This window comes from Streptomyces sp. NPDC127084, from assembly GCF_042724175.1.
Lineage (GTDB): Bacteria > Actinomycetota > Actinomycetes > Streptomycetales > Streptomycetaceae > Streptomyces.
The window spans coordinates 36,723-61,381 of record NZ_JBHXFA010000019.1; the positions used below are offsets into that span (position 1 = coordinate 36,723).

Genomic DNA, 24,659 nt, shown 5'->3' on the forward strand with positions numbered 1-24,659 from the left:
GCCGCCCGCTCGGGGGCGGGCGGGGGGGGGCGGGCGCGGGGGGGCCCCCCCCCCGGCCCCCCCCCCGCGCCCCCCCCCCCCCCCGGCCGCTCCCGCGTCCGCCTGGCGCCAGCGGGTGCGCATCGCGAGCAGCAGGGCCAGGAACGATCCGAAGATGAACACGTACACGACGATCACCAGGCCGAGCATGATCCAGAGGCTGGTGGATCTGGTCGCGGTGACCGCCTCGGCCACTCTCATGTTCTGGTAGACGATCCAGGGCTGGCGGCCCACCTCGGTGGTGACCCAGCCGCATTCGACCGCGACGACGGAGGCGACCCCGGCGCATGCGGCACTGCGGTAGAACCAGCGTGAGGCGGGCAGCCGCCGCTTGCGGAACCAGATCCAGGCGTACCAGAGGGCCAGCAGCAGGAGCAGCGAGCCGATGACCACCATGAGGTCGAAGGCCCAGTGGACGATGGTGGCCTGGGTGGCGTTGGGCCGGTCGGACGCCGGGACCGACGACAGGCCGGTGACCTTGGTGGAGGGGCTGAACCCGGCGAGGATGGAGTCGAGTTGAGGGATCTTGATGCCCCCCGAGACCGTTCCGTCGGGGTGCAGCCGACCGAACATGTACTCCGGCACATGGGTGTCCGTCTCCCAGACGATCTCCATGGCGGCGAACTTCACCGGCTGCTTCTGGAACACCGCGCGGGCGATGGAGTCGCCGAGCACGAACTGCACGGGCGTGAACACCGCGGCGACCGTGAAGGGCACGGTGAAGCCCAACCGGTGGTAGCGGTCCCTGCGCCCGCGCAGCCAGCCGACGGCGTACACACCGGCGACGACATAGCCGGCGGTGACGAGCATCGCCACCACGAAGTGCCAGTACTGAGGCCCGAACATGGGGGTGAAGATGGCCTTCCAGACACTGACGTCGACCGGGTTGCCTTCGGCGTCGAGTGTGAAGCCCTGGGGTGTGTTCATCCATGAGTTGGCCGCGATGATGCCGAACGCCCCGAGCAGTGCGGTCAGCGGCAGCGGCACACCGAGCAGGAAGTGGGTGCGGGCGGGCAACCTCCGCCAGCCGTAAAGGTAGATGGCGATGAGGACCGCTTCGAGGAAGAACGCCCAGGCCTCCACTCCGAACCCGATGCCGAAGACATCGCCCCAGCGGCCCATCAGCCCTGGCCAGAGCAGCCCGAACTCGAAGGACAGCACGGTCCCGGTGACCACGCCGACGGCGAACTGGACGGCCATCACGGCCGACCATCGCCGGGCGAGCAGCAGCGCGACGGCGTCGCCGGTGCGCAGTCCCCGGTAGTGCATGATCAGGGTGATCAGCGGAAACGCGACCCCCATCGGCACCAGGATGATGTGGGAGGCCAGTGTGAACGCCATGAGCTCCCTGGCGGGGAGCAGTTGGGCGGGCGCGTCGGCCAGCAGCCGGGCGTCCGCCAGCAGGTGGACCGCGTAGTGCATATGTGCCTTCGGTGGTCGAGCCTAGGTCGTGTCTGACAGATAGCGCCGTCCGCCCGGAGGGCGGGGCCCGCGGCGTCTGGCGCATGGGGCCTCCCCAGGCCCGCAAGGGCCGAGGGGGTGGGGCCTCCCCAGGCCCGCAACGGCCGAGGGGGTGGGGCCTCCCCAGGCCCGCAAGGGCCGAGGGGACGGATCGCAAGGCCCGCAGGGGCCGAGGGGGTGGGGCCTCCCCAGGCCCGCAGGGGCCGAGGGGACGCAATCGCAAGGCGGTGGGGTTCCCCCCGCCGCAGGCAGGTGGAGAAGCCAGGGGGAGTGCGTGCCAGACGTCGCGGGCCAGGCGGGATTCGTCAGACACGGCCTAGCCCGTGGGGGCGCACGTCATCCGCCCGTGGCGAATCCGGGGAAGAGGGTCATGCCCCCGTCCACGAAGAGAGTGGTGCCCACCACGTAGTCCAGGAGGTCGGATGCGAGGGCGACGGCCGCGTGGGCGATGTCCTCGGGTTCGCCGACCCGTCCGTACGGGATGAGCTTCAGCAGGTCCTGCTCGGCCGCGGGGGTGTCCCAGGCGTCGGTGTTGATCGGCGTCTTGATCGCGCCGGGGGCGACGGCGTTGACCCGGATCTTCTTCGGTGCCAGCTCCTGGGCCAGGGTCTCCATCATCATCTGTACGCCGCCCTTGGACGAGGCGTAGTTGACGTGTCCGGCCCAGGGGATGATCTGGTGCACCGAGCTCATACAGATGATCTTCCCGGCGGAACGTGACACCGCGGGGACCACTCCGCGCCGCAGGAACTCCTTGGTGGCCTCACGTGCGCACAGGAACTGGCCGGTCAGATTGACGTCGATGACCTTCTGCCACTGCGCGAGCGTCATCTCGGTGAAGGCGGCGTCGCGCTGCAGTCCGGCGTTGGCGACCAGGATGTCGATGGTGCCGAACTCCTCGACCATCCGGTCCATCATGGCCGTGACCTGGGCCTCTTGGGAGACATCTGCCTCGTAGGCGGCGGCGCGCGAGCCCTGCGCGTTGATCTGCGCGACCACCTCTTCCGCTGCCTCCCGGCCCGCCACATAGTTCACGACCACGTCGGCGCCCGCGCGGCCCAGTGCGAGGGCGGTGGCCTTGCCGATGCCCGAGTTCGCTCCGGTGACCAGCGCCTTCTGCCCCTTCAGCAGAGGTGCGACCGTCTGCGGTGCCGCACTGGCATGGGAATCCACGCTGCCTCCCTGGTACGTCCCTCCGGTCCCGCCGTCCGCCGCGCGGCGCGGGCACGCGTCACGTCACGGAAGCACCGGGGTGCCCGTCAGGAGCCTGGGGCGCACTGCCCGTTGCGCCGTTGGATGACCGATCTTCCCCCGGGCGGCTCAACCGCGCAGGCGCTCGATGATGTGGTCGCCGACCCGGAGGGCGTTGGCCATGGCCGTCAGGGACGGGTTGACGGCGCCGATGCTCGGGAAGAAGCTCGTGTCCACGACGTAGAGGTTGTCCAGGTCGTGTGCCTTGCAGTCGGTGTCCAGGGCGGAGCTGCCGGGGTCGTGGCCGAAGCGCACCGTGCCGGCCTGGTGGGCGGTCGCGCCGATGGGCATGCCCTTGTGCAGGTAGATGCTGTGCGGCAGCAGATGGTGCTCGTGCATACCGAGGTGGCCCAGCATGCCCTGGAGTTTGTTCCGCAGCCGGTTCAGTCCCTCGATGTTGTTCTTCTCGTCCAGGGCGAGGTGGATGCCGCCGTCCCTGTCCAGGGTGACCCGGTTGTCGGGGGCGGGCAGGTCCTCGCCGCACAGCCAGAAGTCGACGGCGTGATGGGCCAGCACCTCGAAGGGCATGTCCGGTGACACCGTGCCGGCCCAGCGCGGTGCCTCGCCGTGGATCTGTTCGGCGTCGGACTTGCCGAGCATCTGCATACCGCCGAGCGGGTAGTCCCAGTCGTCGGCGCCCAGGTACCAGTCGTGCAGGGCCAGGGTCTTCTGGAACTGGGTGTCGTTGGGTTCCTTGGACACCGCCATCAGCGCCATGTTGTTGTGCCGCATGTAGTGGCGGCCCACGGTGCCGGAGCTGTTGGCGAGCCCGCCCGGATGGCGGTCGTTGGCGGAGGCGAGCAGCAGTACGGCCGAGTTGACCGCGCCGCAGGAGACCACGACGACATCGGCGGACAGCCTGGCGGTGGTGCCGTCGCCGAGTGTGGTGACCACGGTGGAGACGCTGCGCCCGGTCGGGTCGGTCTCCAGACGCGTCACATGGGCATTGGTCACCAGTTCGACATTGGGGTGTTCCAGGGCGGGTTCCACGCAGATCACCTGTGCGTCGGACTTTCCGCGTACCAGGCAGGGGAAGCCGTCGACCCTGTTGCAGCGGATGCACACGCTGGAGTGGGTGGCCCGGCCGTGCTCGTCCTGCCGCAGGTTGACGCCGATGGGCAGATGGAAGGGATGCAGTCCCCGCTTCTCCAGGTCGTCGCTCAACTGCTGGATACGCGGCTCGTGTTCGACGGGCGGATGGGCGTACTGCTTGCTCGCCGGGCCCTCGGTCGGGTCCTCGCCGTGTCTGCCGTGGACCAGGTACAGGTGCTCGGCCTGGGTGTAGTACGGCTCCAGGTCCTCGTAGCGGATCGGCCAGGCCGGGGAGATGCCGCCGTGGTGGCGCACTTCGCCGAAGTCCTCGGGGCGCAGCCGGAACAGCGCGGCGCCGTAGAACTTGGTGTTGCCGCCGACGTAGTAGTTGACCTCGGGCGGGAATGAGCTGCCGTGTTTGTCGTACCAGAACTCGGGGGCGCGGTACTTGCCCTTGACGAAGACGGCCGTCGAGTCCCAGTTGTCGCGCTCCCGTGGCAGGTAGTCGCCGCGCTCCAGCAGAAGTACGCGCTTTCCGGCGGGGGCGAGGCGGTGGGCGAGGGTGCCGCCGCCCGCTCCGGTGCCGATGACGATGACGTCGTAGTGGTCGGCATCAGGCGCGACGTGCCCGGCGTTGTCGGGGAAGGAGTTCATGACGGCCACCGTCCTCACAGAATCGCGATCGGGTTCACCGGCGAACCGGTGGCGGCGGGCAGCCGCAGCGGGGCGACGACGCACAGAAAGCTCCAGCGGTTCTCCCGTGCACAGAGCGGGGCGAGCTCCTCGAACTGCAGGTAGTCCATCAGGTGCACGCCCATGGCGTGGATGGCCAGCACATGGACGGGGAAGGCGACGCCTTCCACCGCGCTGGGCGCGGTGTCGTTGTTGCCGTCGCAGCCCAGCACCGCGACCCGCCGTTCGGCCAGGAACTCCACGGCCTCCGGGTGGAGGCCGGCGTGTGCCGACGCCACGTCCCAGGCTCCGGTCTCACGGCGTCTGAGCCGGTGTCCGACCCGGACCAGCAGCAGGTCTCCCGGCCCGGTCCGTACAGCCTGCTCGGCCTCGGCGGCCATGAGATCACCGGCTGTCACACAGTCACCGGGCTCCAGCCAGGGCACGCCTCTGAGCCGGGGGATGTCCAGCAGCACTCCGCGTCCCACGATGCCGTCCGCGACGAGACCGACGGTGAGCGCCGTGGCGCCGTCCGGGGTCACGGTGGACGCGGGCACGCCGTTGTAGAGCGAACCGTCGTAGATGACATGGCAGAGCGCGTCGAGATGGCTGTCGCAGTCGCCGTGCACGTTCATGGCGAAGCGGTCGCGGGCGAAGTCCAGGCCCGGGGAGCCGATGGCGTCCGCATCGGGGCCGGTCATACGGTGCACGGCCGGTTCGGGGCTGTCCGGTCCGGTCCTGGTCTCGACCGGCGCTGCGAGTGAGACCGCGCGTCCCGAGACGACCTCCGCCGCCGCGGCCGTGATCCGGTCCGGTGTGAGGTTGTTCAGCGCGCCGCGCCGGTCTCCGGGGCCCTGCCGGGTCTGCTCGCGCAGCCGCTCGTACAGGGTCCGGAACGCGTCCTGGCTCATACGCTCGGGTGTGCTCACGCCGCTCCCCGCGCCCCGGCCGCCCGGTCCGGTTGTGCCGGTGGCGGGCCACCGGGGGCGACGCCCGGCCCCGCGGGCAGGAGTTCCGTGACGACGAAGGCGACCACGGCAGCCAGGATCACCACGGGGATCATCGAGACGCTGCCAAGCAGCATCACCACCAGCACCACGCTGCTGACCGGCAGCCGCAGCGCCGCCGCGGAAGCCGCCGCCATACCGGCGGCCATTCCGGGGATGAAGCCCAGACCGGGCAGGGGCGCCGCGAGCACACCGGCCGCCGCGCCGAAGAACAGCGCGGGAAACACCGGACCGCCCCGCAGACTGCCGAGGCAGAGCGCGTAGGCGGCGCCCTTGAACACCAGGACGGCGACCAGCACGGCGATCCCGAAGGACTGGGGGTGCGCCGAGAGCTGCACCATCGCGGCCTGGCCGGACGAGGCGACATCGGCAGGTGAGCGGTCCGTGAGCAGCGTGTACAGGGCGGCGCAGACCCCGGCGCCCAGTGCGCACAGCACGGTCGTACGGACGGTGCGCGCGGCGACCAGGGCGGCGAAGTACCGTCCGGCCGTGAAGACGTAGTGCACCACCGCGCCGATCACGGCGGCGACGAGCAGCGCCCAGAGCACATCCCCGGCGTCCAGATGGGGGAACGGGCCGGACAGTTTCAGCCGCAGACTCGCCGTGTCGAGACCGGTCCAGCGGCCGAAGCCGGTGAACACCAGCGCGCCCACTCCGCTGGAGAGCAGCGCCGGAAGCATGATCGCGAACAGCTGCGGGCCGCCGACGCCGATGACCTCCATCAGCAGTACGGCGCCGATGACCGGGTTGCCGAAGATCGCCGCGATGGCGGCCGCGGCACCCGCCGCACCGAGCAGGGCGATGCTCTGCGGTGTTGTGGGCGCCCGGGTGAGTTCCCTGAACAGCAGGGCGAGACCGCCGCCCAGGGCGATCAGTGGTGCCTCGGGGCCCAGGGTCGCGCCCAGTGGCAGGCTCGCCACCGCCGCGATGACCACGCCCGGGAGGGCCTGCGAGGTCGCGCCGCCCGGCTGGAGCCCGTACGCCGGGATATGGCCACCCGCGCCCGGCAGCCGGAGGACGACCCAGGAGACGATGAGACCGGCGATAGGCAGCAGTACCAGGGGCCACCACCAGGGCGGCATGGACCAACCGAGCGTCTCAGGGAGGGTGTCCCACACCAGGTGTTCCAGCTCGTGCAACGCCACGAGGAACCAGAACGCGATCAGCGACACGGGGATGCCGAGCAGCGCGGAGAACACCAGCGTCTTGCGGTAGCTCGGGGTGCGCAGCAGCTCCCGCAGCCGGTCCGCCTCCTCCGGCTGGGTGCCGCCGCCGGAGGCGGCAGCCCTGGGCCGCGGCTGTGTCATGGGGGTCGTCCCTTCCCGGCCCCCCGAGGTGTCCGCGTGACGCGCGTCGTCGTGGCTCAGGTGTCAGGCGAGGACCTTCTGCTTCTCGACGGCGAACTCCTCTTCGGTGAGCAGCCCCTGGGCTTTCAGCTCACCGAGCTCCTTGAGCTTGTCGATCTTGCTGCTCAGCTCGTCGTCGGGGGTGAGCGCTGTCGGCGGGGCTTCGGCCTGCTGCTGTTGCTGTTGCTGCTGCTGTTCGCCCTGCTGGGCCCAGCGGCCCTGCTGGCGTCGTGAGACACGGTTGGAAACGGCCGTGGCGGTTCCCGCGATCACGGCGGTACGGGCGACACCGCGGATGAGACCTGGCATGTTGATCTCCCAGTGGATGCGAAGGTGCGGAAGATACGGGATCAGGCCGCTGACGCCTCCTGGCCGGGCATGCCGCCCTCTTCGACCGCGTCCAGCGAGGCGAGCAGAGCCTGTACCGGGATCCGGCCCCCGGCCACCAGCTGCGCGCCACTGCGCCGCATCGCCCGGGCGAACGGAGCGGCCCAGGTGTTCTCGTACACGAGGACGGCGGCGGAGTTGCCCGGCTCGATGACGGCGCCCGCCTCGTCCAGGTCGTCCTGGCCGAGCAGCCCCGACGAGACACCCTCGAACACGGTCAGGTCCACATCGCCGTCGATGTCGGACAGCTCCATGACCGTGAGGGTTCCGTCGGTTTCCTTGCCCACGAACAACAGGTCGAGAATGCGGATGATCTGGCGGTCGGCCAGATCGATGAGCAGGGGCAGGCCCTCGCCCGTCATACGGTTGCCGGGGAATTCCACGACCAGATAGTCGACGGGCCCCAGTTCTTCGACGTCATCGATCATGACCACTCCTTGCCAACGCGTCAGCGGTCCGGGGCGGCTCGGTGGCCACGACGCGGCCGATCCGGGGAGCACGGCACCCTGCTTGCCATTGCAGCACTCGGCTGGGTGCTTCGCACCTCAGGTCAGCTCGTCAGTTGGTAGATGCTGTTACCCGTCAGCCACAGCCCGAGCAGCAGACAGCCGAAGACGATGGCCGGCTCCTGATGTCGCTGGAGCCAGGCCCGAAGCCGCTTCAGCCGGGCCTCGGCGACCTTGGGCGCGAAGATCATGTACAGCTCGGCGGCCAGCAGGCTCGCGCTGGCGAGAAGGCAGAAGCCGAACAGGATCAGATACGTACTGAAATGGGACAGGTCGGCCTCGATGACCACGGTTGCCGCCGCGGCGACCATGCCCCACGGTTGCAGGAAGCAGGCGAGACCTGCCACGGCCCACGGTGACGCCTGGTCCAGTCTGGTGGTCAGGGGCGGCTTGTCCCTACCGGACGCGCGCTTCCTGCGGGGCGAACCGGAGCCGTGCCGACGCCGCCGGTGGACGCCGTACAGGACGAGGCCGACGCCGATGGCGAGCTTGATCGCGAGCCCCGTGGTCGATGGCGGGGACCTCGGCGGTGGCGGCTGCCCGCCGGTCATCAGGAGCACGGCGGCGATCACCGCGACCAGGCTCGCCAGCCAGGCGAGCAGGAAGACAAGGCCCTTCCAGATGCCCTTGCGCGCGGAGAGCACCAGCACGAAGGCCATGATCGGCAGCGGGTCGAGGGTGATGGCCAAGCCGATGAGGAGCAGGTCGAGGACCATGCCACGCCCCTCTCCGCTCGTCCGGTCGGCCGCTCGTTCATGGTCGCCCCCGGTGGCGGGCTCCCGCAAAACAGAGCCGCCCGGCGCCGCGCGATCTCCGAGATGCCGTCGCCGCCCCCGTCCCCCACCCTGGACCCAGCAGGGAAGGAGCGGCCATGCCCCCGGGAAGCAGCGCCCCGCGGCGCGGGGCTGCGGGCTTCCCCCACCCGGCGTGGTGGACGGCCCGGTTCCATGCGTACGGGGCCTCCCTGCGCGCCCTCGTCACACGGACCGAGGCCCGCTTCCCCGTGATGACACGGCTGACGACCCGTATGGTCGCCGTGAACATCTTCGACTCCGCCACGCGCCTCGCCGCACAGTGCTTCCTGACCGCGATCCCGCTGCTCTTCGTCGTGGGGTCGTTCGCTCCCGAGGCCGTGCGCGACCAGCTCATGAACTCAGTACAGGCGATCTTCGGGCTCACCGGCCCGGCACAGGCCCAACTGGAGCATGTCTACAAGTCCGCGAAGGACGACGGTCTGCGGCAGGCCACCGGCGTCATCGGCGCGCTGATCGTGCTGCTGTCCGCCACCGCGTGCAGTCGCGCGATGCAGCGCCTGTGCAAGCGCGCCTGGCTGATCCCGCGCACGGGCGCCAAGATCGCCCCCTGGCGCTGGGTGGCCTGGATCGGCGTGTGGCTGGCCGTGCTGATCGTGCAGGCACCCGTACGCGAGGGTTTCGGCACCGGGCTGTGGCTGGCCGTGCCCGTCACCCTGCTCACCCAGATCCTGCTCTGGTGGTGGTCGCAGCATCTCCTGCTCGGCGGTCTGGTCGGCTGGCGTCCGCTGCTGCCGGGGGCGGTGCTGACCGGAGCCGTCACCACGGTGCTGTCGATCACCAGCAGGTTCTACATGCCCCGGGCGCTGAACCGGAGCCTGTCCGAGTACGGGGCGCTGGGGCCGGTGTTCACGCTGCTGTCCTGGCTGATCGTGCTGTGCGTGGCCATCGCCCTGGGCATCACGGCAGGAGCGGTGCTGGCCCGCGAGCCCTGGCTGGCCCGGCGGCTGGGCACACCGGAGCCCAGCCGCGCCCGGTAGCGAGGGCTGACCGCGTCACCGGTCCGGGTGCCCGCCCAGATGCCTGGGCGCGGGGGCGCGCTCGAGTTCGTGACGGAGGTCTTCGAGTTCGCTGCCGCCCGCCATCTGTCGGGTGAGCTCGTCCAGCGTGATCTCCGGCTTGCCGTAGCTGCCCACCATCGTGCCGCGCTTGAGCAGTACGAACCGGTCGCCGACGAGATAGGCGTGGTGCGGGTTGTGGGTGATCAGTACGACGCCGAGGCCGGCGTCCCGCGCGGCGGCCACGTACTTGAGCACGACTCCGGACTGCTTGACGCCGAGTGCGGCCGTGGGCTCGTCCAGGACCAGCACCTTGGCCCCGAAGTAGACGGCCCTGGCGATTGCGACGCACTGCCGCTCGCCCCCGGACAGCGTGCCGATGGGCTGGTCCACATCGCGCAGGTCGATGCCCATGCGCCGTAGTTCGGCGCTGGTCGTCTCGCGCATCCGCCGCACGTCGAGGCGCCTGAACGGGCCGCTGCCCGTGGTCGGCTCGGAGCCCAGGAAGAAGTTGCGCCAGACCGGCATCAGCGGGACGACGGCGAGGTCCTGGTAGACGGTGGCGATACCCCGGTCGAGCGCCTCGCGCGGGGAGCCGAGGGTGGTCTCCTCGCCCTCGATCGCGAAGGTCCCGGTGTCATGCCGGTGCAGGCCGGCGATGATCTTGATCAGGGTGGACTTCCCGGCGCCGTTGTCGCCGAGCACGCAACTGATCTCGCCCGCGTGTACCTCCAGCGAGACGTCTTCGAGGGCGCGGATGTTCCCGTAGTACTTGCTGACGTTGTCGAGTTCGACGAGGGCGTTCCGGTCGGTCATGCGGTGGCCTCCGCGCGCTTGCGGACCCAGGCGTTGAGCAGGGTCGCCAGGAGCAGCATCGCTCCGAGGAAGAACGTGAACCAGTTCGGGTCCCACTCCGCGTACACGATGCCCTTGCTGGTCATGCCGAAGATGAAGGCGCCCACCGCCGCGCCGATCGCCGAGCCGTAGCCGCCGGTGAGCAGGCAGCCGCCGATCACGGCCGCGATGATGTAGATCAGCTCATTGCCCACGCCTTCGCCGGACTGCACGACATCGAAGGAGAACAGCAGGTTCTGTCCTGAGATCCAGGCGCAGAACGCCACGCCCATGTACAGGAGGATCTTGGTCCTACCGACGGGCACGCCGACCGCGCGGGCGGCGTGGGCGCCGCCTCCGACGGCGAAGATCCAGTTGCCGAAGCGGGTGCGCAGCAGGATCCAGGTGGCGACGGCTACCAGGGCGAACCACCACAGGATGGTGACGTTGAGTTCGGTATCGCCGATGGTGAGCTGCGAGGCGAACAGCACACTGGCGGACCCGAAGCCCTCCATGTCGGCGATCGACTGGGTGGACACCGTGCCGCTGATCAGCTGGGTGAAGCCGAGATTGAGACCGCTGAGCATCAGGAACGTACCGAGCGTGATGATGAAGCTGGGCAGCTTGGTGCGGGTCAGCATCAGCCCGTTGAACACCCCGATGCCCAGGGTGACCAGCAGTGACACCAGCACACCCACCCAGACGTTCGCCGTCATCTGGTACGAGAACATCGAGGAGACCAGCGCGGAGCTGGTCACCAGCACACCGGCCGAGAGGTCGAACTCGCCGCCGATCATCAGCAGCGCGACGGGCACGGCCATGATGCCGATGACCGAGGACGCGTAGAGCACCGTGCCGAAGCTGGAGGCCTGCAGGAAGCCGCTCGCGACGACGGAGAAGAAGAGGAAGACGGCGATGGCGCCCACCACGGCACCGAGCTCGGGTCTGCCGAGCAGCTTCTTCAGCGTCGACTTGTGCAGCAGGCGTTCGTCGGTCGCGCCGGCACCGGGCTCGCGGGGCCGCTCCCGGCCGGGTGGCGCGGTCGCGGTCATCGGGTCCCCCGCTCGGCATAGGCCTTCAGTTCGGCGGCGTCCGCACGGGTGATGATCTGCGGTCCGGTGAGCACGGGCCGGCCGCCGCCGAGCACATCGGCGTTGTAGCGGTAGAGCCACAGCAGGTCGACGGCCTCGTAGCCCTGGAGGTACGGCTGCTGGTCCACGGCGAAGCCGACCTTCCCTTCCTGGAGCTCGGTGGCGACCTGGGCGTTCAGATCGAAGGTGTCGATCTCGGCCTTGCTGTCCGCGGACTCCTTGGCCTGGACCGCGGTGGCGGCGAAGGGGGCGCCCAGTGTGACCACCGCGTCGATGGACTTGTCGGCCTGGAGCTTGGCCTCGATCGACGCCTCGACATCGGGCATGTCGGTGCCGTCCACATAGAGCTTCTGCATGGTGCCGCCGAAGGTCTTCATCGCTCCGGCGCAGCGCTGTTCAAGGCCGACGTTGCCCTGCTCGTGCACCACGCACAGGGCCTTCTTCCGGCCGCGCTTGTTCAGCTCGTCGCCGACCGCCTCGCCGGCGATGGTCTCGTCCTGACCGATATGGGTGATCGCACCGTAGGCCTTGGACTGCTCGGCGCCGGAGTTCACGGTGATCACCGGGATGCCGGCCTTGACGGCCCTGGCGACAGCGGCCTTCATCGCTTCCGGCTTGGCGAGGGTGACGATCAGGCCGTCGACCTTCTTGTCGGTGTAGGAGTCGACCAGCTGCGCCTGCTCCTGTCCCTGGTCGCTGTTGGCGTAGAGGAAGTTGATGTTGTCCTTGACGGCGGCCTGCTTGGCGCCGTTCTGGACGATGTCCCAGAAGGTGTCACCCGCTCCGGCGTGGGTGACCATGGCGAAGGTCCAGCGGGGGGTGTCGACTGCGGCGTGGCCATCGGCCAACCCCTTCTTGACCGCGTCCTCGGCTCGCTTGCCGCCGGTCGCGCTGCATCCCGCGAGTGATATGCCGAGCACCGCGGCCATCAGCACCGCGCCGAGCACGCGGCGCACCCCTGTGCGAGCCCTCGGCGGTCCACCCGGCCTCGCCGCCCCTGTCGCCTCTGCCGCGTTTGTCACGACGCCGCGCACCTCTCGTTCCGCTTGTGGCCTCGGTTCCGCACTCCAGGTGGATCTGTATCCCTGGAGGCCCCGGATCGAACCTATGGGCGCACCAGAAGCTGGAAATCGAAGGCGTAGCGCGACGCCCTGTACACATGCGAGCCGAACTCGACCGCGCGTCCGGTGTCGTCGTACGTGGTGCGCCGCATGGTCAGCAGCGGCGCACCGGGCTCCTCGGCGAGCTGACCGGCCTCGTCGGCGGTGGCGGCCCGGGCACCGACGGACTGGCGGGCGCTGTGGAGGGTGATCCCCGCCGCGCGCATCATCCGGTAGAGGCCGGTGGCTTCGAGCCGGTCGGTGTCGAGTGGCAGCAGCCCGGCCGGAAGGTGGTTTCGCAGATGTGCCATGGGTTCCCCGTGCGCGTACCGCAGCCGCTCCACCAGGTGCACCTCGCTCCCCTCCGGTACACCGAGGGCGGCGGCGACCTCCGCGGGGGCTGGTTCGAGGGTGTTGCGGAGCACGGTCGTGGCCGGACTCTGACCGGCCGCCTCAAGGTCGTCGTAAAGGCTGCTCAGCTCCAGCGGCCGTCTGACCTGGCTGTGGACCACCTGGGTGCCCACACCCCGGCGGCGCACCAGCAGCCCCTTGTCGACGAGCGACTGGATGGCCTGGCGAACGGTGGGCCGGGAGAGACCGAGCCGGCCCGCGAGCTCTATCTCGTTGCCCAGCAGGCTGCCGGGGGTGAGCGTGCCGTGCTCGATGGCCGCTTCGAGCTGCTGGGACAGCTGGAAGTAGAGAGGGACCGGGCTGCTGCGATCCACCCCCAGCCGGAGCGCCGTGGCCGCGCCCGTCGTCGCGTCCGGCGATTCTCGGGGATCTCTGGGCTCTCGGGGCTGCTTGGGCACGCTGCGAGCGTAGTCGTACGTCCTATTGACGGGAAGTTGTGCAGTTCGATTGTCAGGACAAATGCTTGACATGGCTCCGAGGCGGCCCCACCTTGGGGCCATGCGCATCGGACTCATCGGAACCGGACGTATCGGAACGTTCCATGCGGGCGTCCTCAGCCGTCATCGCGAGGTCGGCGCCCTGGTGGTCGCGGACACCGACGCCCAGCGGGCGCGCGCGGTCGCCACCCGGATCGGCGCCACCGCGGCGCCCTCCGTGGACGAGATCTTCAAGTGGGGCGTCGACGCCGTCGTGATCGCATCCGCCACCGCCTCCCACGCCGATCTGATCGGCCGGGCCGCCCGCGCGGGGCTGCCCGCCTTCTGCGAGAAACCGATCGCGGTGGACCTGGCCGGAACCCTGGGCGCGCTGCGCGAGGTGGCCGACGCGGGCACCGTGCTCCAGCTCGGCTTCATGCGCCGCTTCGACGCGGGCTTCGGCAAAGCCCGTGACCTCGTGCGTTCGGGCGAGCTCGGTCGGCTGCACACCATCCGGGCGATCACCGCGGACCCGGCGCCGCCGCCCGCCGAATACCTTCCGCTGTCCGGTGGGCTCTACCGCGACTGCCTGATCCACGATTTCGACATCCTGCGCTGGATCACGGGCCGTGAGGTCGTGGAGGTGTACGCCACGGGTTCGGACGCCGGGGACCCCATGTTCCGCGCGGCAGGCGATGTGGACACCGCGGCCGCGGTGCTGACCCTGGACGACGGCACCCTCGTCTCCGCCACTGCCACACGCTGCAACGGCGCGGGCTACGACGTACGCATGGAACTGTGCGGGGAGTCCGACACGGTCGTGGTGGGCCTGGACGACCGTACGCCGATCTCCTCCACGGAGCCCAAGGGCCCACCGGCCGCCGACAAGCCCTGGACGGGCTTCCTTGAGCGCTTCGCCCCGGCCTACGAGGCCGAGTTGGCGACGTTCATCCAGGTCGCCCTCGGCGGGCTCGACAACCCGTGCGACGGCCGGGAGGCCCTGGAGGCGCTGCGCATCGCCGAGGCATGCGAGCTGTCACGGCGGGAGCGCAGACCGGTACCGATGGCGGAGATCCCGGGGCTGTGAGACCCGGGTACCGCCTGCTGCCGCCCGTCACCAGGTGACGGGCAGCCGGCGCACTCCGCGCATGGCTACGATGACGGATCGCCAGAAGTGAAGGAGAGCTCGTGCGTGTTCTCATCGCCGGTGGGGCCGGCTACATCGGAAGCACCGTGGCTTCCGCCTGCCTGGACGCGGGGATCACCCCGGTGATCCTGGACGGACTGGTCACCGGCCGCCGCGAGTTCATGGACGGCCGGATCTCCTACGAGGGCGACATCAGCGACGGTGCGCTGATCGACCGGATCTTCGCCGAGCACCCGGATATCTCCGCCGTCGTGCACTGCGCGGCTCTGATCGTGGTCCCGGACTCGGTCGCGGACCCCATCGGCTACTACGAGGCGAACGTGGGGAAGAGCCTCGACTTCGTGCGCCATCTGCGCAGGAACGGCTGCGACCGGCTGATCTTCAGCTCGTCGGCGTCCGTCTACCAGGCCGAGGACGGCTCGCCCGTCGATGAGAACTCCCCGCTGCGCCCGCAGAGTCCATACGCGCGGACCAAGGCGGTGTGCGAGGAGATGTTCGCGGACATGGCCGCCGCCGGGCAGCTGCGCGTACTCAGCCTGCGGTACTTCAATCCGGTCGGCGCCGACCCGAAGATGCGCACCGGACTTCAGCTCAAGCGGCCCAGCCACGCTCTGGGCAAGCTGCTTGAGGCGCATGAGCAGGGCACGGCGTTCCAGATCACGGGTACGGACTACCCGACGCGCGATGGCACGGGGATCCGGGACTATGTACATGTCTGGGACCTCGCTGCAGCCCATGTCGCCGCGATCGAGCGCTTCGACTCCCTTCTGACGGGGTCGGAGCGCTCGATGGCGATCAACCTGGGCACCGGCTCCGGCACCACCGTGCGGGAGCTGTGCGAAGCCTTCAACCGTGTTGTCGGCACTCCGCTCGTGACGGTCGACGCGGAACGGCGGCCCGGTGACGTGGCCGGTGGCTACACGGCGAGCGACCGGGCCGAACGGCTCCTCGGGTGGACGTCCGAGCTGTCCTTGGAGGACGGGATCCGGTCCGCCCTGGAGTGGATCAGGATCCGGGACGAGCGGCTCGGGGACTGACCCCGGGCGACGTGCCCGCGTGGGTTCGGCGGCGTCGGCCGGCTTCGCCGGTTCCTCGCGGGGTCAGCCCGCGCCGCCGAGTTCCTCGTGGCGGGCGGCCAGGGCGGTCGCGCCCTGGGCAGTGAGGGAGCCGAACAGTCGCAGCCGGGAGATTCCGCCGTCCGGGAAGATGTCGATACGCACATGCGTGCCGACGGCCGGGGTGTCCAGCGCGAAACGGTGGTTGGTGTCGGGCTGGAGGCGGGTGCGCGGCAGCACCTTGGTCCACTCGCCTGTCTCACCGTCGCGTACCGAGAGTTCGGCCCAGCCCGCGCTGTTGCCCTTGAGGTAGGCGGTGTCGATCTCGACCGCGCGGATCTCGGACTGCTCCACCAGCCGGTAGCGGATCCAGTCGTTGCCCTTGTCGCGGCGCCGTCGGGTCTCCCAGCCGTCGTCCATCTTCCGGGACCTGCCTGGCTGGATGGTGTTGGTGGCCGGGGAGTAGAAGCGGTCGGACGCGTCCTCGACCCGGCCGCCGTTCTCCAGCGCCACGACGTCGAACGTGCCGAGTATGCGGAGCCACTCGGGGTCCGGTGCGACCTCTCCGTACACCCGCAGCCGGGCGACGCCGCCGTCCGGATGCTGGTTGAGGCGCAGATGGGTGAAGCGCTGTTCGACGTCGACGGTGAAGCCGTTGGCCGCGTGGCCGCCGACGGGGGTGCGCGGAACGAGGGTGGTCCAGGTGATGTCGTCGCCGAGTAGGGTCTCCGGGGAGGGCGAGCCGGGCACGCAGGCCGCCTCGACGGACACCGACTGCGGGTAGTTGCCCCGGAAGTGGGCGGTGTCCACCACGATGCCGCGGACCACGCCGGGAGCTCCGAGCCGGATCAGGGCCCAGTCGTGGTCGGTGTCGGTGGGGTGCGGCTCGTCGGCGCCGGTGCCGCGGCGGCGGCGGGTCTCCCAGCCGTCCATGATCTTGCCCTTGTGGCCGAAGTGCTCCGGGTCGAACTCGGCGGCTCCCGGCTTGAGCAGATTCTCGCGTTCGGCGAAGAACTCGTCGTTGGCGGCGATGACGCCCGCGCCGAGACCGCGGTCGGCGAGGTCGGCGTACTGGCTGAACGGGAAGCCCGACGGGCCGGGCGTACGGTAGTCGGCGTACGGGTCTCCGCCGCCGTAGGGGTTCGCATCGCCGGTGTAGGACGGTATCGCCACTGTCTCAGGTGCTCCTTTCGATCAGCCGGCCGGACGGCTCGGCGAGGGTTCCGTTCTCCACGATCCGCGCCCCGCGCAGCCATGTCGACCTCACGACACCGTGCAGAGTCTTGCCCGCGTAGGCGGTGACCTGGTTGCGGTGGTGGAGTTCAGCGGGGTCGACGGTGAAGGTCTCATCGGGTGCGATCACGGCGAAATCGGCGTCGCGGCCCGGCTCGATGGCGCCCTTGCGGTCGAGGCCGGCGAGCCGTGCGGGCGCGGAGGACATCCAGCGCGCCACGTCCTCCAGGCTGTGGCCGCGCCTGCGGGCCTCGGTCCAGATGGCGGGGAGGCCGAGCTGGAGTGAGGAGATTCCGCCCCAGGCGGAGCCGAAGTCGGGTGTCTTCAGGTCGGTGGTGCAGGGCGAGTGGTCGGAGACGACGCAGTCGATCGTCCCGTCGGCGAGCCCCTGCCAGAGCACGTCCTGGTTCGCGGCCTCGCGGATGGGCGGGCAGCACTTGAACTCGGTTGCCCCGTCGGGGACTTCCTCCGCGGTGAGGCTGAGGAAGTGGGGGCAGGACTCGACGGTGATCCGCACGCCGTCCGCCTTGGCTTTCGCGATCAACGGCAGTGCGTCACCGGATGACAGGTGCAGGACATGGACGCGGGCATCCAGCCGCCGGGCCTGCTCGATCAGCAGCCCGATCGCGGTGTTCTCGGCGTCGCGCGGGCGGGAGGCGAGGAAGCCGGCGTACGCGGGTCCGCTGCACTGCGGGGCGGCCGCGAGGTGGTGCGGGTCCTCGGCGTGCACGATCAGCAGTCCGCCGAAGCCCGCGATCACGGCCAGGGAGCGGGCGAGCTGCTTCTGGTCGAGCTCGGGGAACTCCTCGACGCCCGACGGGGAGAGGAAGCATTTGAAGCCGAAGACACCGGCGTCGTGCAGGGGGCGTAGATCGGCGGTGTTCTCGGGAATGGCCCCGCCCCAGAAACCGGTGTCCACATGGACCTTGGGTTCTGCCGTACGCTGCTTGATCCGCAGGTGATCGACGGTGGTGGTGGGCGGAAGGGAGTTGAGCGGCATGTCCACCAGGGTGGTGATACCGCCCGCGGCGGCGGCCCGGGTGGCCGTCCAGAAGCCCTCCCACTCGGTACGGCCGGGGTCGTTCACATGGACGTGCGTGTCGACGAGGCCGGGGAGTACGACATCGTCCCCGAAGTCCTCAAGGCGCGCACCGGCCGGGATCTCGGCGTCGTACGGCAGCACGGCGGCGATCTCCTCGCCGCGCACGGCGATGGACGCGGCTCGGGTCCCCTCGGGAGTGACGACGCGTGTCGAACGCACCACCAGGTGCACACCGGCCATCCCACGCCTCCTACGCAGAGCGAAAAATTCAACGATCTGTTGAAGAAGTCTTCACCCAGGACTCCACCCCGTCAAGGCCCGGCCTGCGGCATGCCGCGTCTTGAAACTTCCGACCAGCGGAAATAGGATTCCGTAAAGCAAAAGCAAGGTCGCCAGACAGCCCGATAGGCTGACAGCACATCTGCCCGTCTGAAAGGACCGCCGCCGTGCCGACGTCCAGCTCCAGCAGCACCTCGGCCGCCGCCGGTGCGGCCAAGCCCGCCACGAGCAACGGTGGCGGCGGCGTCCAGTCACTGGAGCGCGCCTTCGACCTGCTGGAGCGGATGGCCGACGCCGGTGGCGAGGTCGGACTGAGCGAACTCTCCGCAAGTAGCGGGCTCCCGCTGCCTACCATCCACCGGCTGATGCGCACCCTCGTCGCCTGCGGCTACGTACGCCAGCAACCGAACCGGCGCTATGCCCTCGGTCCCCGGCTCATCCGGCTCGGCGAGTCGGCCTCGCGACTGCTCGGCACCTGGGCCCGCCCCTATCTCGCCCGGCTGGTCGAGGAGACGGGCGAGACGGCCAACATGGCGCTGCTCGACGGGGACGAGATCGTGTACGTCGCGCAGGTCCCGTCGAAGCATTCCATGCGGATGTTCACCGAGGTCGGCCGGCGGGTCCTGCCGCACTCCACCGGTGTGGGCAAGGCGCTGCTCGCCCACACTCCACCGGAGGAGGTACGGGCCCTGCTGGCCAGGACCGGGATGCCGGCGGCCACCGACAAGACCATCACCACGCCGGATGCCTTTCTGGCCGCCCTGGAGCTGGTCCGCAGCACCGGCTACGCGGTGGATGACAACGAGCAGGAGATCGGGGTGCGCTGCCTCGCCGTCTCGGTGCCCGATTCGCCGACGGCCGCCGCGATCTCGATCTCGGGCCCCGCGGGGCGCGTGACCGACGTGGCCACGGAACGGATCGTCCCGGTGCTCCAGACGGTCGCGCGGGAGCTGTCCGAGGCCCTCGCGAGCACGTCGGCGCCATCGCAGGGCTGACCCCCAGCGGGTCGGCGGTTCCGGCCGCTCCAGCAGGTCCCGTCCCTGCCCGGCGCGCGCGGAGGGTCCGCAGGCACTCGGCGGATGGACGACACTCCCCCACGCGCAGCGGGCCCGAGCACCGCCCAACGACCCGACGCGCCCTGCGGTGGACCCGGTGGATCCGACGCACTCGGGGATCCGGCGCGCCCAACGCGCTCCAGCAGGCCAGGCATGCCCAACACCGCTCCAGGGAACCCAGCGGGCCCAGGCGGTACCCAACAGCCCGGCGGCGCTCAGCGCTTGCGCGCCACCACGAGCGCGGCGCGCGGACTCCCGTCGTCCCGCCGCCCCAGTCCGGTCAGCGGGCGCAGCTCCACGTCGAACCCGACCCGGGCGAGGTCTTCCAGCACCCCGCCGAGTGGAAAGGTGCGGTAGTACATCACGAACCGAGGCCACCACACCGCGTTGCGCACCCGCATTGCCGCGTCGAAACCGAGCATCGCCCAGTACGGCCGGCTACCCGGCCGTGCGGGCGCCCCGATCGGGAAGGCGAACACGCCGCCGGGCCGCAGCGTCGAGTGCACCTGGGTGAACAGCCGCGGCCGCTCACTGGGCAGGAAGTGCCCGAACGCCCCGAAGCTCATGGCCAGATCGAAGGCCGGTGCGAACGGCATGGCCCGCACATCGGCCCGTACCCAGTCCGCCGCGGGGAAGTCGCTCCGGGCCTCGGACAGCATGCCCGTACTGAAGTCGACGCCGACGACCCGCCCGTCGCACACCTCCCCCAGCACCCGCACGCCCGCTCCCGTGCCGCAGCAGACATCGAGCCCGTGCCGGAACGGGCCGAGTGGCCGAAGTGCCCGGAGTACCTCGTCGAGGACACGCTCAGGCGTACGGAAGGAAGTCGCGTCGAACTTCGGCGCAAGCAGGTCATAGCCGCGCTCGACGGAGGACAGGGCCTGGACGGCGAGTTCGCGCAGGGTGGGGCGCTCAGGAGTGTTGGACATCGCTTCCCAGCCTACGGGTTGGCAACCCCGCGCGGGCCGGGGGCGTCCTTCCGTCCGTGATCGAAGAACTGAATCCCCACGGGTACCACATGGACGACGCCGACGAGGAGACGGTCAGGCCCGGACCGCTGTGGCGCCATGCTCTGTGGGTGGTGGCCATGGCGCCGATCGGTGTGCTGCTCGGCTGGTCGAGTGGCCGATTCCGTATCGGCCCTGAGGAGTACGGCCTGCCCAGCACCGCGCCCGGGCCGCTGCTGCCCTACCTCGCGGCCTGGACCGTGATCGGGCTGCTGTCGGCCGCACTGCTGCGGGCCGTCGCGGCGCGGGTGCCGATCTTCGCTCCGGAGGCGATCGCCATCGGGACGACCTGGCTCGGGACTCGGTTGACGCTCGGCTGGCGGCCCGAGGCGCCGATGGTCGCCCTGATGGCGGCCGCCGCGCTGGCGGCGGCAGCCGCCTGGTGCTTCCCCCTCATCAGCCACATAAGGGGATCCGGACATCGATGACCGGTCCGTTCGACTCGAGGGCGGGCGGTGCGTCAAGGCTTCCCAGCACATGCAGCATCGGCGCGTTGTCGACGGCGACGGTGGCCGTCAGCGTGTGATGCCCCTGGCTGCGGGCCACTTCGGCGGCATGGGCGGCCAGGGCGGTACCAAGGCCCCTGAACTGCCAGGTGTCCTCGACCAGTACAGCCAGCTCCCCCACGCCCTGCCGGTCGGTGCGCATGACGCTGGTCATGGCGATGATGTGGTCGACGTGCTGGGCCGGAGTGGTGACGAGAGTGGTACCCCGCCTCGGATCACAAAGCAACCGCCAGCCGGCACGGGATAGTTCGGGTTTTCCGGTGTGATAGCGCCGGGCCCGGCTGTCGGGCGAGCAGCGCCGGTGGAGCGCCTGAACGGGCGCGAGATCGGCGGGGGTCATCTCCCTGGTGCGGGTGGTGGTGCCGTCGGTCAGGGTGATCGGGTGTCCGGTGCCACGGGCGATGCCGTCGGGCATGCCGACTTCTCCTTGCCTTGCGAACGCGATGGGTGTGCCGTGGCCCCCGTGTGAACGCCGTCCATCTCAGGCACAGCAGAAGTCTTTTGCCCCGGCAAGGCCGACTCAAGCGGGGTTCAGGCCATTTCCGCTACTCTTCGCGCCCGGATCGCTACCGTGCGAATTCGGGGGAACCTCGGGTTCGGGGGCGGCGACCGGCCCAGCGCACGGCCCCGGCCCTGTTACGCGGGGCGTGACTTTGGTCAGTGCGCGGGATCGCCGACCCCACCGCTGCCGTGGGGGCCGGCGCGATCGGCACCGCCACCGCACGCGCCACTTTCGTACGATTCCCCACCCTCGCACGCGCCGCTCCCGTACGAACCCCCGGCAAGGCCGCCGCCGCGCGGCCCCCCGCCGAGGTCGCCGTTCCTGTCGCCACACAGCTCGCTGATGGACTCACCGAAAAGCTCCACCGCCCGGCGCACCCCGCTGAGGCCGGTCGCGAGCGCGCTCACCGAGCCGAGCGAGCCGACGACGAGGAGCAGCGAGCGACGCAGCCGCCGGATCTCCGGCAGCGCTCCGTCCGCCGTCGCGGCCATCGCGGCCATCGCGGCGAGTTCGTCCTCCGCGATGGCCCGATCGGTGAATTCGACCGGATACCCGGCAAGCTCGCGGCGCAGCCGGGAGACAGCGGAGCCGAGCTCCGCCACCCTTGGATCCGCACCGCTCCCGGTGACTCGCGTCTGCCTCACGCTCCGCAGCACCGCACTCCCCCTCGCACCTCCCGGCGCCCGGCCTGTGACCCGCCGGACGGTGGACAGACGTCTTGGGACGCGGGCAAGTCAACGCCATGGAACGCCGGCTTCGCCACTCGGAAGGACCAGTTTCAGCCCGATGTGTCCACGTCGAGCGCCCTGCGCCGCACGGGCGAGGTCGAGCGAGCCGTGGTCACTGGGGCCCGGTTCGGGGCTGAAAGGTGAACTCCGTTACCTGAGGGGCACCTTATGCAACGCCGCCGAAGCGTCGCCCCGCCATCCGGGCCTTTGATGGGGTAAGCAAGGAGCATGGTTCACACCTCACAGAAACCGCAGGTCGCGGGACTGGTACTGGCCGCCGGAGGCGGACGGCGGCTCGGTGGCCGGCCCAAGGCGCTGTTGGAGTACCGGGGACGTCCCCTGGTGGAGAACGCGGTGCGCGTGCTGCGCGCGGGGGGCTGCCGCTCCGTGCATGTGGTGCTGGGCGCGGCTGCCGATCAGGTGCTGCGGGAGGCCGATCTGCCGGGCTGCGGCGTCTCCGTCAACGCGGACTGGGAGGAGGGGATGGGCTCCTCGCTGCGCGTCGGACTCGCCGCCCTGGCAGCGGCGGGCGGGGAGCCGCCGGACGCGGTCCTCGTCTCACTGGTGGACCAGCCGGGCATCGGCGCGGCGGCGGTCGCCCGGGTGGTCGCCGCGGGTGGCTCCCCGCCGGCACTCGAGTCGGCGCTGGTGTCGGCGGCGTACGAGGGGCGGCGCGGCCATCCGGTGCTCTTCGGGTCCTCCCGCTTGGAGACGGTGGCCGCGAGCGCCGCGGGCGACCGCGGGGCCCGGGAGTACCTGAGGGCGCACGAGGCGGAGATCACCCTCGTGGAGTGCGCGGATGTGGCCGAGCCGTATGACATCGACACTCCGGAGGACCTGGGGCACCTGGAGTGAGCGAGGTGGCACCGAGCGCCGCGTTGTGTCGACCCGGAGAATCTCGACATCAACAAAACATTGAACTTCCACCATGCGGTAACTACTATCCACTGTTCAGAAGCATTCTCCGCCCCGAACGGGTCCGGAGAGCGCAGCACCAAGCCCTGGCACCGAGTGCCTTGCCGAGCTCGCTGAAGGAAGTGACCACTCATGTCCGCACCAGCGCCGTCCTCGCCGGCCACCGTCGACGCCGAGCCGCTGCCCCGGCAGGAGGAGGTGCTGACCGAAGCGGCACTCGCCTTCGTCGCCGAGCTGCACCGCCGGTTCACTCCCCGACGTGACGAGCTTCTCGCCCGCCGCGCCGAGCGGCGCGCCGAGATCGCCCGGACCAGCACGCTCGACTTCCTTGCGGAGACCGCCGGGATCCGCGCGGACGAGAGCTGGAAGGTGGCACCGGCACCGGCCTCGCTCAACGACCGCAGGGTCGAGATCACCGGTCCCACCGACCGCAAGATGACCATCAACGCCCTGAACTCGGGCGCCCGCGTCTGGCTCGCCGACTTCGAGGACGCTTCCGCGCCGACCTGGGAGAACGTGATCCTGGGTCAGCTCAATCTGATCGACGCCTACGAGCGCCGGATCGACTTCACGGACCCCGGCAGCGGCAAGTCGTACGCCCTGCGACCCGCCGACGAGCTCGCCACCGTCGTCATGCGCCCCCGCGGCTGGCACCTCGATGAGCGCCATGTGCGCGTCGACGGCCGCCCGGTGCCGGGTGGGCTGGTGGACTTCGGTCTGTACTTCTTCCACAACGCCAAGCGGCTGATCGACCTCGGCAGGGGCCCGTACTTCTACCTCCCCAAGACCGAGTCCCACCTCGAGGCCCGCCTCTGGAACGAGATCTTCGTCTTCGCACAGGACTACGTCGGCATCCCGCAGGGCACCGTCCGCGCCACCGTGCTGATCGAGACGATCACGGCCGCCTACGAGATGGAGGAGATCCTCTACGAGCTCCGCGACCACGCCGCGGGCCTCAACGCTGGCCGCTGGGACTATCTCTTCTCCATCGTCAAGAACTTCCGTGACGGCGGTGCGAAGTTCGTCCTTCCGGACCGCAACGCGGTCACGATGACAGCCCCGTTCATGCGCGCGTACACCGAACTACTGGTGCGCACCTGCCACAAGCGCGGCGCCCATGCCATCGGCGGCATGGCCGCCTTCATCCCCTCCCGCAAGGACCCCGAGGTCAACAAGGTCGCCTTCGAGAAGGTCAAGGCGGACAAGGACCGCGAGGCCGGGGACGGCTTCGACGGCTCCTGGGTCGCCCACCCGGACCTGGTCCCCATCGCGATGGCTTCCTTCGACGCGGTGCTCGGCGACAAGCCCAACCAGAAGGACCGGCTGCGCGAGGACGTCTCGGTGGCGCCCGGCGACCTGATCGCCATCGACTCCCTGGACGCCAGGCCCACCTACGAGGGCCTGCGCAACGCCGTCCAGGTCGGTATCCGCTACATCGAGGCGTGGCTGCGCGGTCTCGGCGCCGTCGCCATCTTCAATCTGATGGAGGACGCCGCCACCGCCGAGATCTCCCGCTCCCAGATCTGGCAGTGGATCAACGCGGGTGTGGAGTTCGAGCACGACGGCAGGACCGTCCGGGCCACCCCTGAGCTGGCCCGTGAGGTCGCCGCCGCGGAACTCGCCGCGATCCGCGCCGAGATCGGTGAGGAGGCCTTCACGGCCGGCAACTGGCAGCAGGCCCACGACCTGCTGCTGCGGGTCTCGCTGGACGCCGACTACGCGGACTTCCTGACGCTCCCGGCGTACGAGCAGCTCAAGGGCTGACCCTCATCTCCCCGACACAGCAGCGCACTTGTCCGAGTGGCCCAGGGACTTTCCCGGGGCCGC

Annotated in this window: 23 protein-coding genes and 1 pseudogene; 7 read left to right on the plus strand and 17 right to left on the minus strand. The window is 70.2% G+C overall.

Annotation, left to right across the window (positions count from 1 at the left end):
* The 8 genes from ACFWI9_RS07280 to ACFWI9_RS07315 form a co-directional block, all read right to left on the minus strand.
* Positions 1-1,461: cytochrome ubiquinol oxidase subunit I (locus tag ACFWI9_RS07280; protein WP_387159541.1), on the minus strand; the 1,461-nt coding region annotated here is incomplete at its 3' end.
* 375 nt (positions 1,462-1,836) lie between these two features.
* Entirely contained in the window at positions 1,837-2,631 is a 795-nt protein-coding gene (locus ACFWI9_RS07285; protein ID WP_387159567.1) for an SDR family oxidoreductase, read from the minus strand.
* 189 nt (positions 2,632-2,820) lie between these two features.
* Positions 2,821-4,437: a GMC oxidoreductase gene (locus ACFWI9_RS07290; RefSeq protein WP_387159542.1), complete on the minus strand. Its 1,617-nt coding sequence runs from the start codon at positions 4,435-4,437 to the stop codon at positions 2,821-2,823.
* A gap of 14 nt (positions 4,438-4,451) precedes the next feature.
* Positions 4,452-5,366, minus strand: coding sequence for a cyclase family protein (locus tag ACFWI9_RS07295; protein ID WP_387159569.1), 915 nt, complete (start codon positions 5,364-5,366; stop codon positions 4,452-4,454).
* Positions 5,367-5,380: 14 nt separating this feature from the next.
* Positions 5,381-6,769, minus strand: a complete 1,389-nt coding sequence (locus tag ACFWI9_RS07300) for a chloride channel protein (RefSeq protein ID WP_387159543.1) — start codon at positions 6,767-6,769, stop codon at positions 5,381-5,383.
* A 63-nt stretch (positions 6,770-6,832) separates the two neighbouring features.
* A complete protein-coding gene (locus ACFWI9_RS07305; RefSeq protein ID WP_387159544.1) occupies positions 6,833-7,117 on the minus strand; it encodes an SHOCT domain-containing protein in 285 nt (94 codons plus the stop codon).
* A 41-nt stretch (positions 7,118-7,158) separates the two neighbouring features.
* Entirely contained in the window at positions 7,159-7,623 is a 465-nt protein-coding gene (locus ACFWI9_RS07310; protein WP_387159545.1) for a DUF6325 family protein, read from the minus strand.
* 122 nt (positions 7,624-7,745) lie between these two features.
* The gene (locus tag ACFWI9_RS07315; protein WP_387159546.1) at positions 7,746-8,417 is read right to left on the minus strand and encodes a GAP family protein; all 672 of its coding nucleotides are present in this window, start codon (positions 8,415-8,417) and stop codon (positions 7,746-7,748) included.
* Positions 8,418-8,572: 155 nt separating this feature from the next.
* Between ACFWI9_RS07315 and ACFWI9_RS07320 the strand changes: the two genes are divergently transcribed.
* On the plus strand, positions 8,573-9,493 hold the full coding sequence (locus ACFWI9_RS07320) for a YhjD/YihY/BrkB family envelope integrity protein (protein ID WP_387159547.1): 921 nt from the start codon (positions 8,573-8,575) through the stop codon (positions 9,491-9,493).
* Positions 9,494-9,508: 15 nt separating this feature from the next.
* Here ACFWI9_RS07320 and ACFWI9_RS07325 read toward each other — a convergent pair whose 3' ends face one another.
* The 4 genes from ACFWI9_RS07325 to ACFWI9_RS07340 form a co-directional block, all read right to left on the minus strand.
* Positions 9,509-10,327: an ATP-binding cassette domain-containing protein gene (locus ACFWI9_RS07325; protein WP_387159548.1), complete on the minus strand. Its 819-nt coding sequence runs from the start codon at positions 10,325-10,327 to the stop codon at positions 9,509-9,511.
* Positions 10,324-11,397, minus strand: coding sequence for an ABC transporter permease (locus tag ACFWI9_RS07330; protein ID WP_387159549.1), 1,074 nt, complete (start codon positions 11,395-11,397; stop codon positions 10,324-10,326). The genes ACFWI9_RS07325 and ACFWI9_RS07330 overlap by 4 nt, the downstream gene beginning before the upstream one ends.
* Positions 11,394-12,365, minus strand: coding sequence for a sugar ABC transporter substrate-binding protein (locus ACFWI9_RS07335; protein WP_387159570.1), 972 nt, complete (start codon positions 12,363-12,365; stop codon positions 11,394-11,396). Before ACFWI9_RS07335 ends, ACFWI9_RS07330 begins: the two co-directional genes overlap by 4 nt.
* Positions 12,366-12,541: 176 nt before the next feature.
* Positions 12,542-13,261 (minus strand): GntR family transcriptional regulator, encoded by a 720-nt coding sequence (locus tag ACFWI9_RS07340; RefSeq protein ID WP_387159572.1) that lies wholly within the window; start codon positions 13,259-13,261, stop codon positions 12,542-12,544.
* Between the two features lie 184 nt (positions 13,262-13,445).
* On the opposite strand from ACFWI9_RS07340, the gene ACFWI9_RS07345 reads away from it, so the two are divergent.
* Positions 13,446-14,450, plus strand: a complete 1,005-nt coding sequence (locus ACFWI9_RS07345) for a Gfo/Idh/MocA family oxidoreductase (RefSeq protein ID WP_387159551.1) — start codon at positions 13,446-13,448, stop codon at positions 14,448-14,450.
* A 101-nt stretch (positions 14,451-14,551) separates the two neighbouring features.
* A complete protein-coding gene (gene galE, locus ACFWI9_RS07350; protein WP_387159552.1) occupies positions 14,552-15,547 on the plus strand; it encodes a UDP-glucose 4-epimerase GalE in 996 nt (331 codons plus the stop codon).
* Positions 15,548-15,610: 63 nt separating this feature from the next.
* Here the strand turns inward: galE and alc are convergent, their stop codons facing one another.
* Positions 15,611-16,738, minus strand: coding sequence for an allantoicase (gene alc, locus ACFWI9_RS07355; RefSeq protein ID WP_387159554.1), 1,128 nt, complete (start codon positions 16,736-16,738; stop codon positions 15,611-15,613).
* A gap of 4 nt (positions 16,739-16,742) precedes the next feature.
* Positions 16,743-18,080: an allantoinase AllB gene (gene allB / locus ACFWI9_RS07360; RefSeq protein WP_387159555.1), complete on the minus strand. Its 1,338-nt coding sequence runs from the start codon at positions 18,078-18,080 to the stop codon at positions 16,743-16,745.
* A gap of 206 nt (positions 18,081-18,286) precedes the next feature.
* Between allB and ACFWI9_RS07365 the strand changes: the two genes are divergently transcribed.
* Positions 18,287-19,114: an IclR family transcriptional regulator gene (locus ACFWI9_RS07365; RefSeq protein ID WP_387159557.1), complete on the plus strand. Its 828-nt coding sequence runs from the start codon at positions 18,287-18,289 to the stop codon at positions 19,112-19,114.
* 275 nt (positions 19,115-19,389) lie between these two features.
* Here ACFWI9_RS07365 and ACFWI9_RS07370 read toward each other — a convergent pair whose 3' ends face one another.
* Positions 19,390-20,103 carry a class I SAM-dependent methyltransferase gene (locus ACFWI9_RS07370; protein ID WP_387159558.1) on the minus strand — a complete coding sequence of 238 codons (714 nt, stop codon included), beginning with the start codon at positions 20,101-20,103 and terminating at the stop codon, positions 19,390-19,392.
* Positions 20,104-20,159: 56 nt separating this feature from the next.
* Here ACFWI9_RS07370 and ACFWI9_RS07375 point away from each other — a divergent pair, with 56 nt between their 5' ends.
* The gene (locus ACFWI9_RS07375; RefSeq protein WP_387159559.1) at positions 20,160-20,609 is read left to right on the plus strand and encodes a hypothetical protein; all 450 of its coding nucleotides are present in this window, start codon (positions 20,160-20,162) and stop codon (positions 20,607-20,609) included.
* Here the strand turns inward: ACFWI9_RS07375 and ACFWI9_RS07380 are convergent.
* Together ACFWI9_RS07380 and ACFWI9_RS07385 are read right to left on the minus strand one after the other, a co-directional pair.
* On the minus strand, positions 20,578-21,102 hold the full coding sequence (locus ACFWI9_RS07380) for a GNAT family N-acetyltransferase (RefSeq protein WP_387159560.1): 525 nt from the start codon (positions 21,100-21,102) through the stop codon (positions 20,578-20,580). The genes ACFWI9_RS07375 and ACFWI9_RS07380 overlap by 32 nt on opposite strands.
* Positions 21,103-21,536: 434 nt before the next feature.
* Positions 21,537-21,845: pseudogene (locus ACFWI9_RS07385) on the minus strand (DUF5955 family protein); the annotation flags it as partial.
* Between the two features lie 300 nt (positions 21,846-22,145).
* Between ACFWI9_RS07385 and ACFWI9_RS07390 the strand changes: the two are divergent.
* The gene (locus ACFWI9_RS07390; RefSeq protein ID WP_387159561.1) at positions 22,146-22,772 is read left to right on the plus strand and encodes an NTP transferase domain-containing protein; all 627 of its coding nucleotides are present in this window, start codon (positions 22,146-22,148) and stop codon (positions 22,770-22,772) included.
* 192 nt (positions 22,773-22,964) lie between these two features.
* Positions 22,965-24,596 carry a malate synthase A gene (gene aceB, locus ACFWI9_RS07395; protein WP_387159562.1) on the plus strand — a complete coding sequence of 544 codons (1,632 nt, stop codon included), beginning with the start codon at positions 22,965-22,967 and terminating at the stop codon, positions 24,594-24,596.
* Positions 24,597-24,659: the final 63 nt, after the last annotated feature.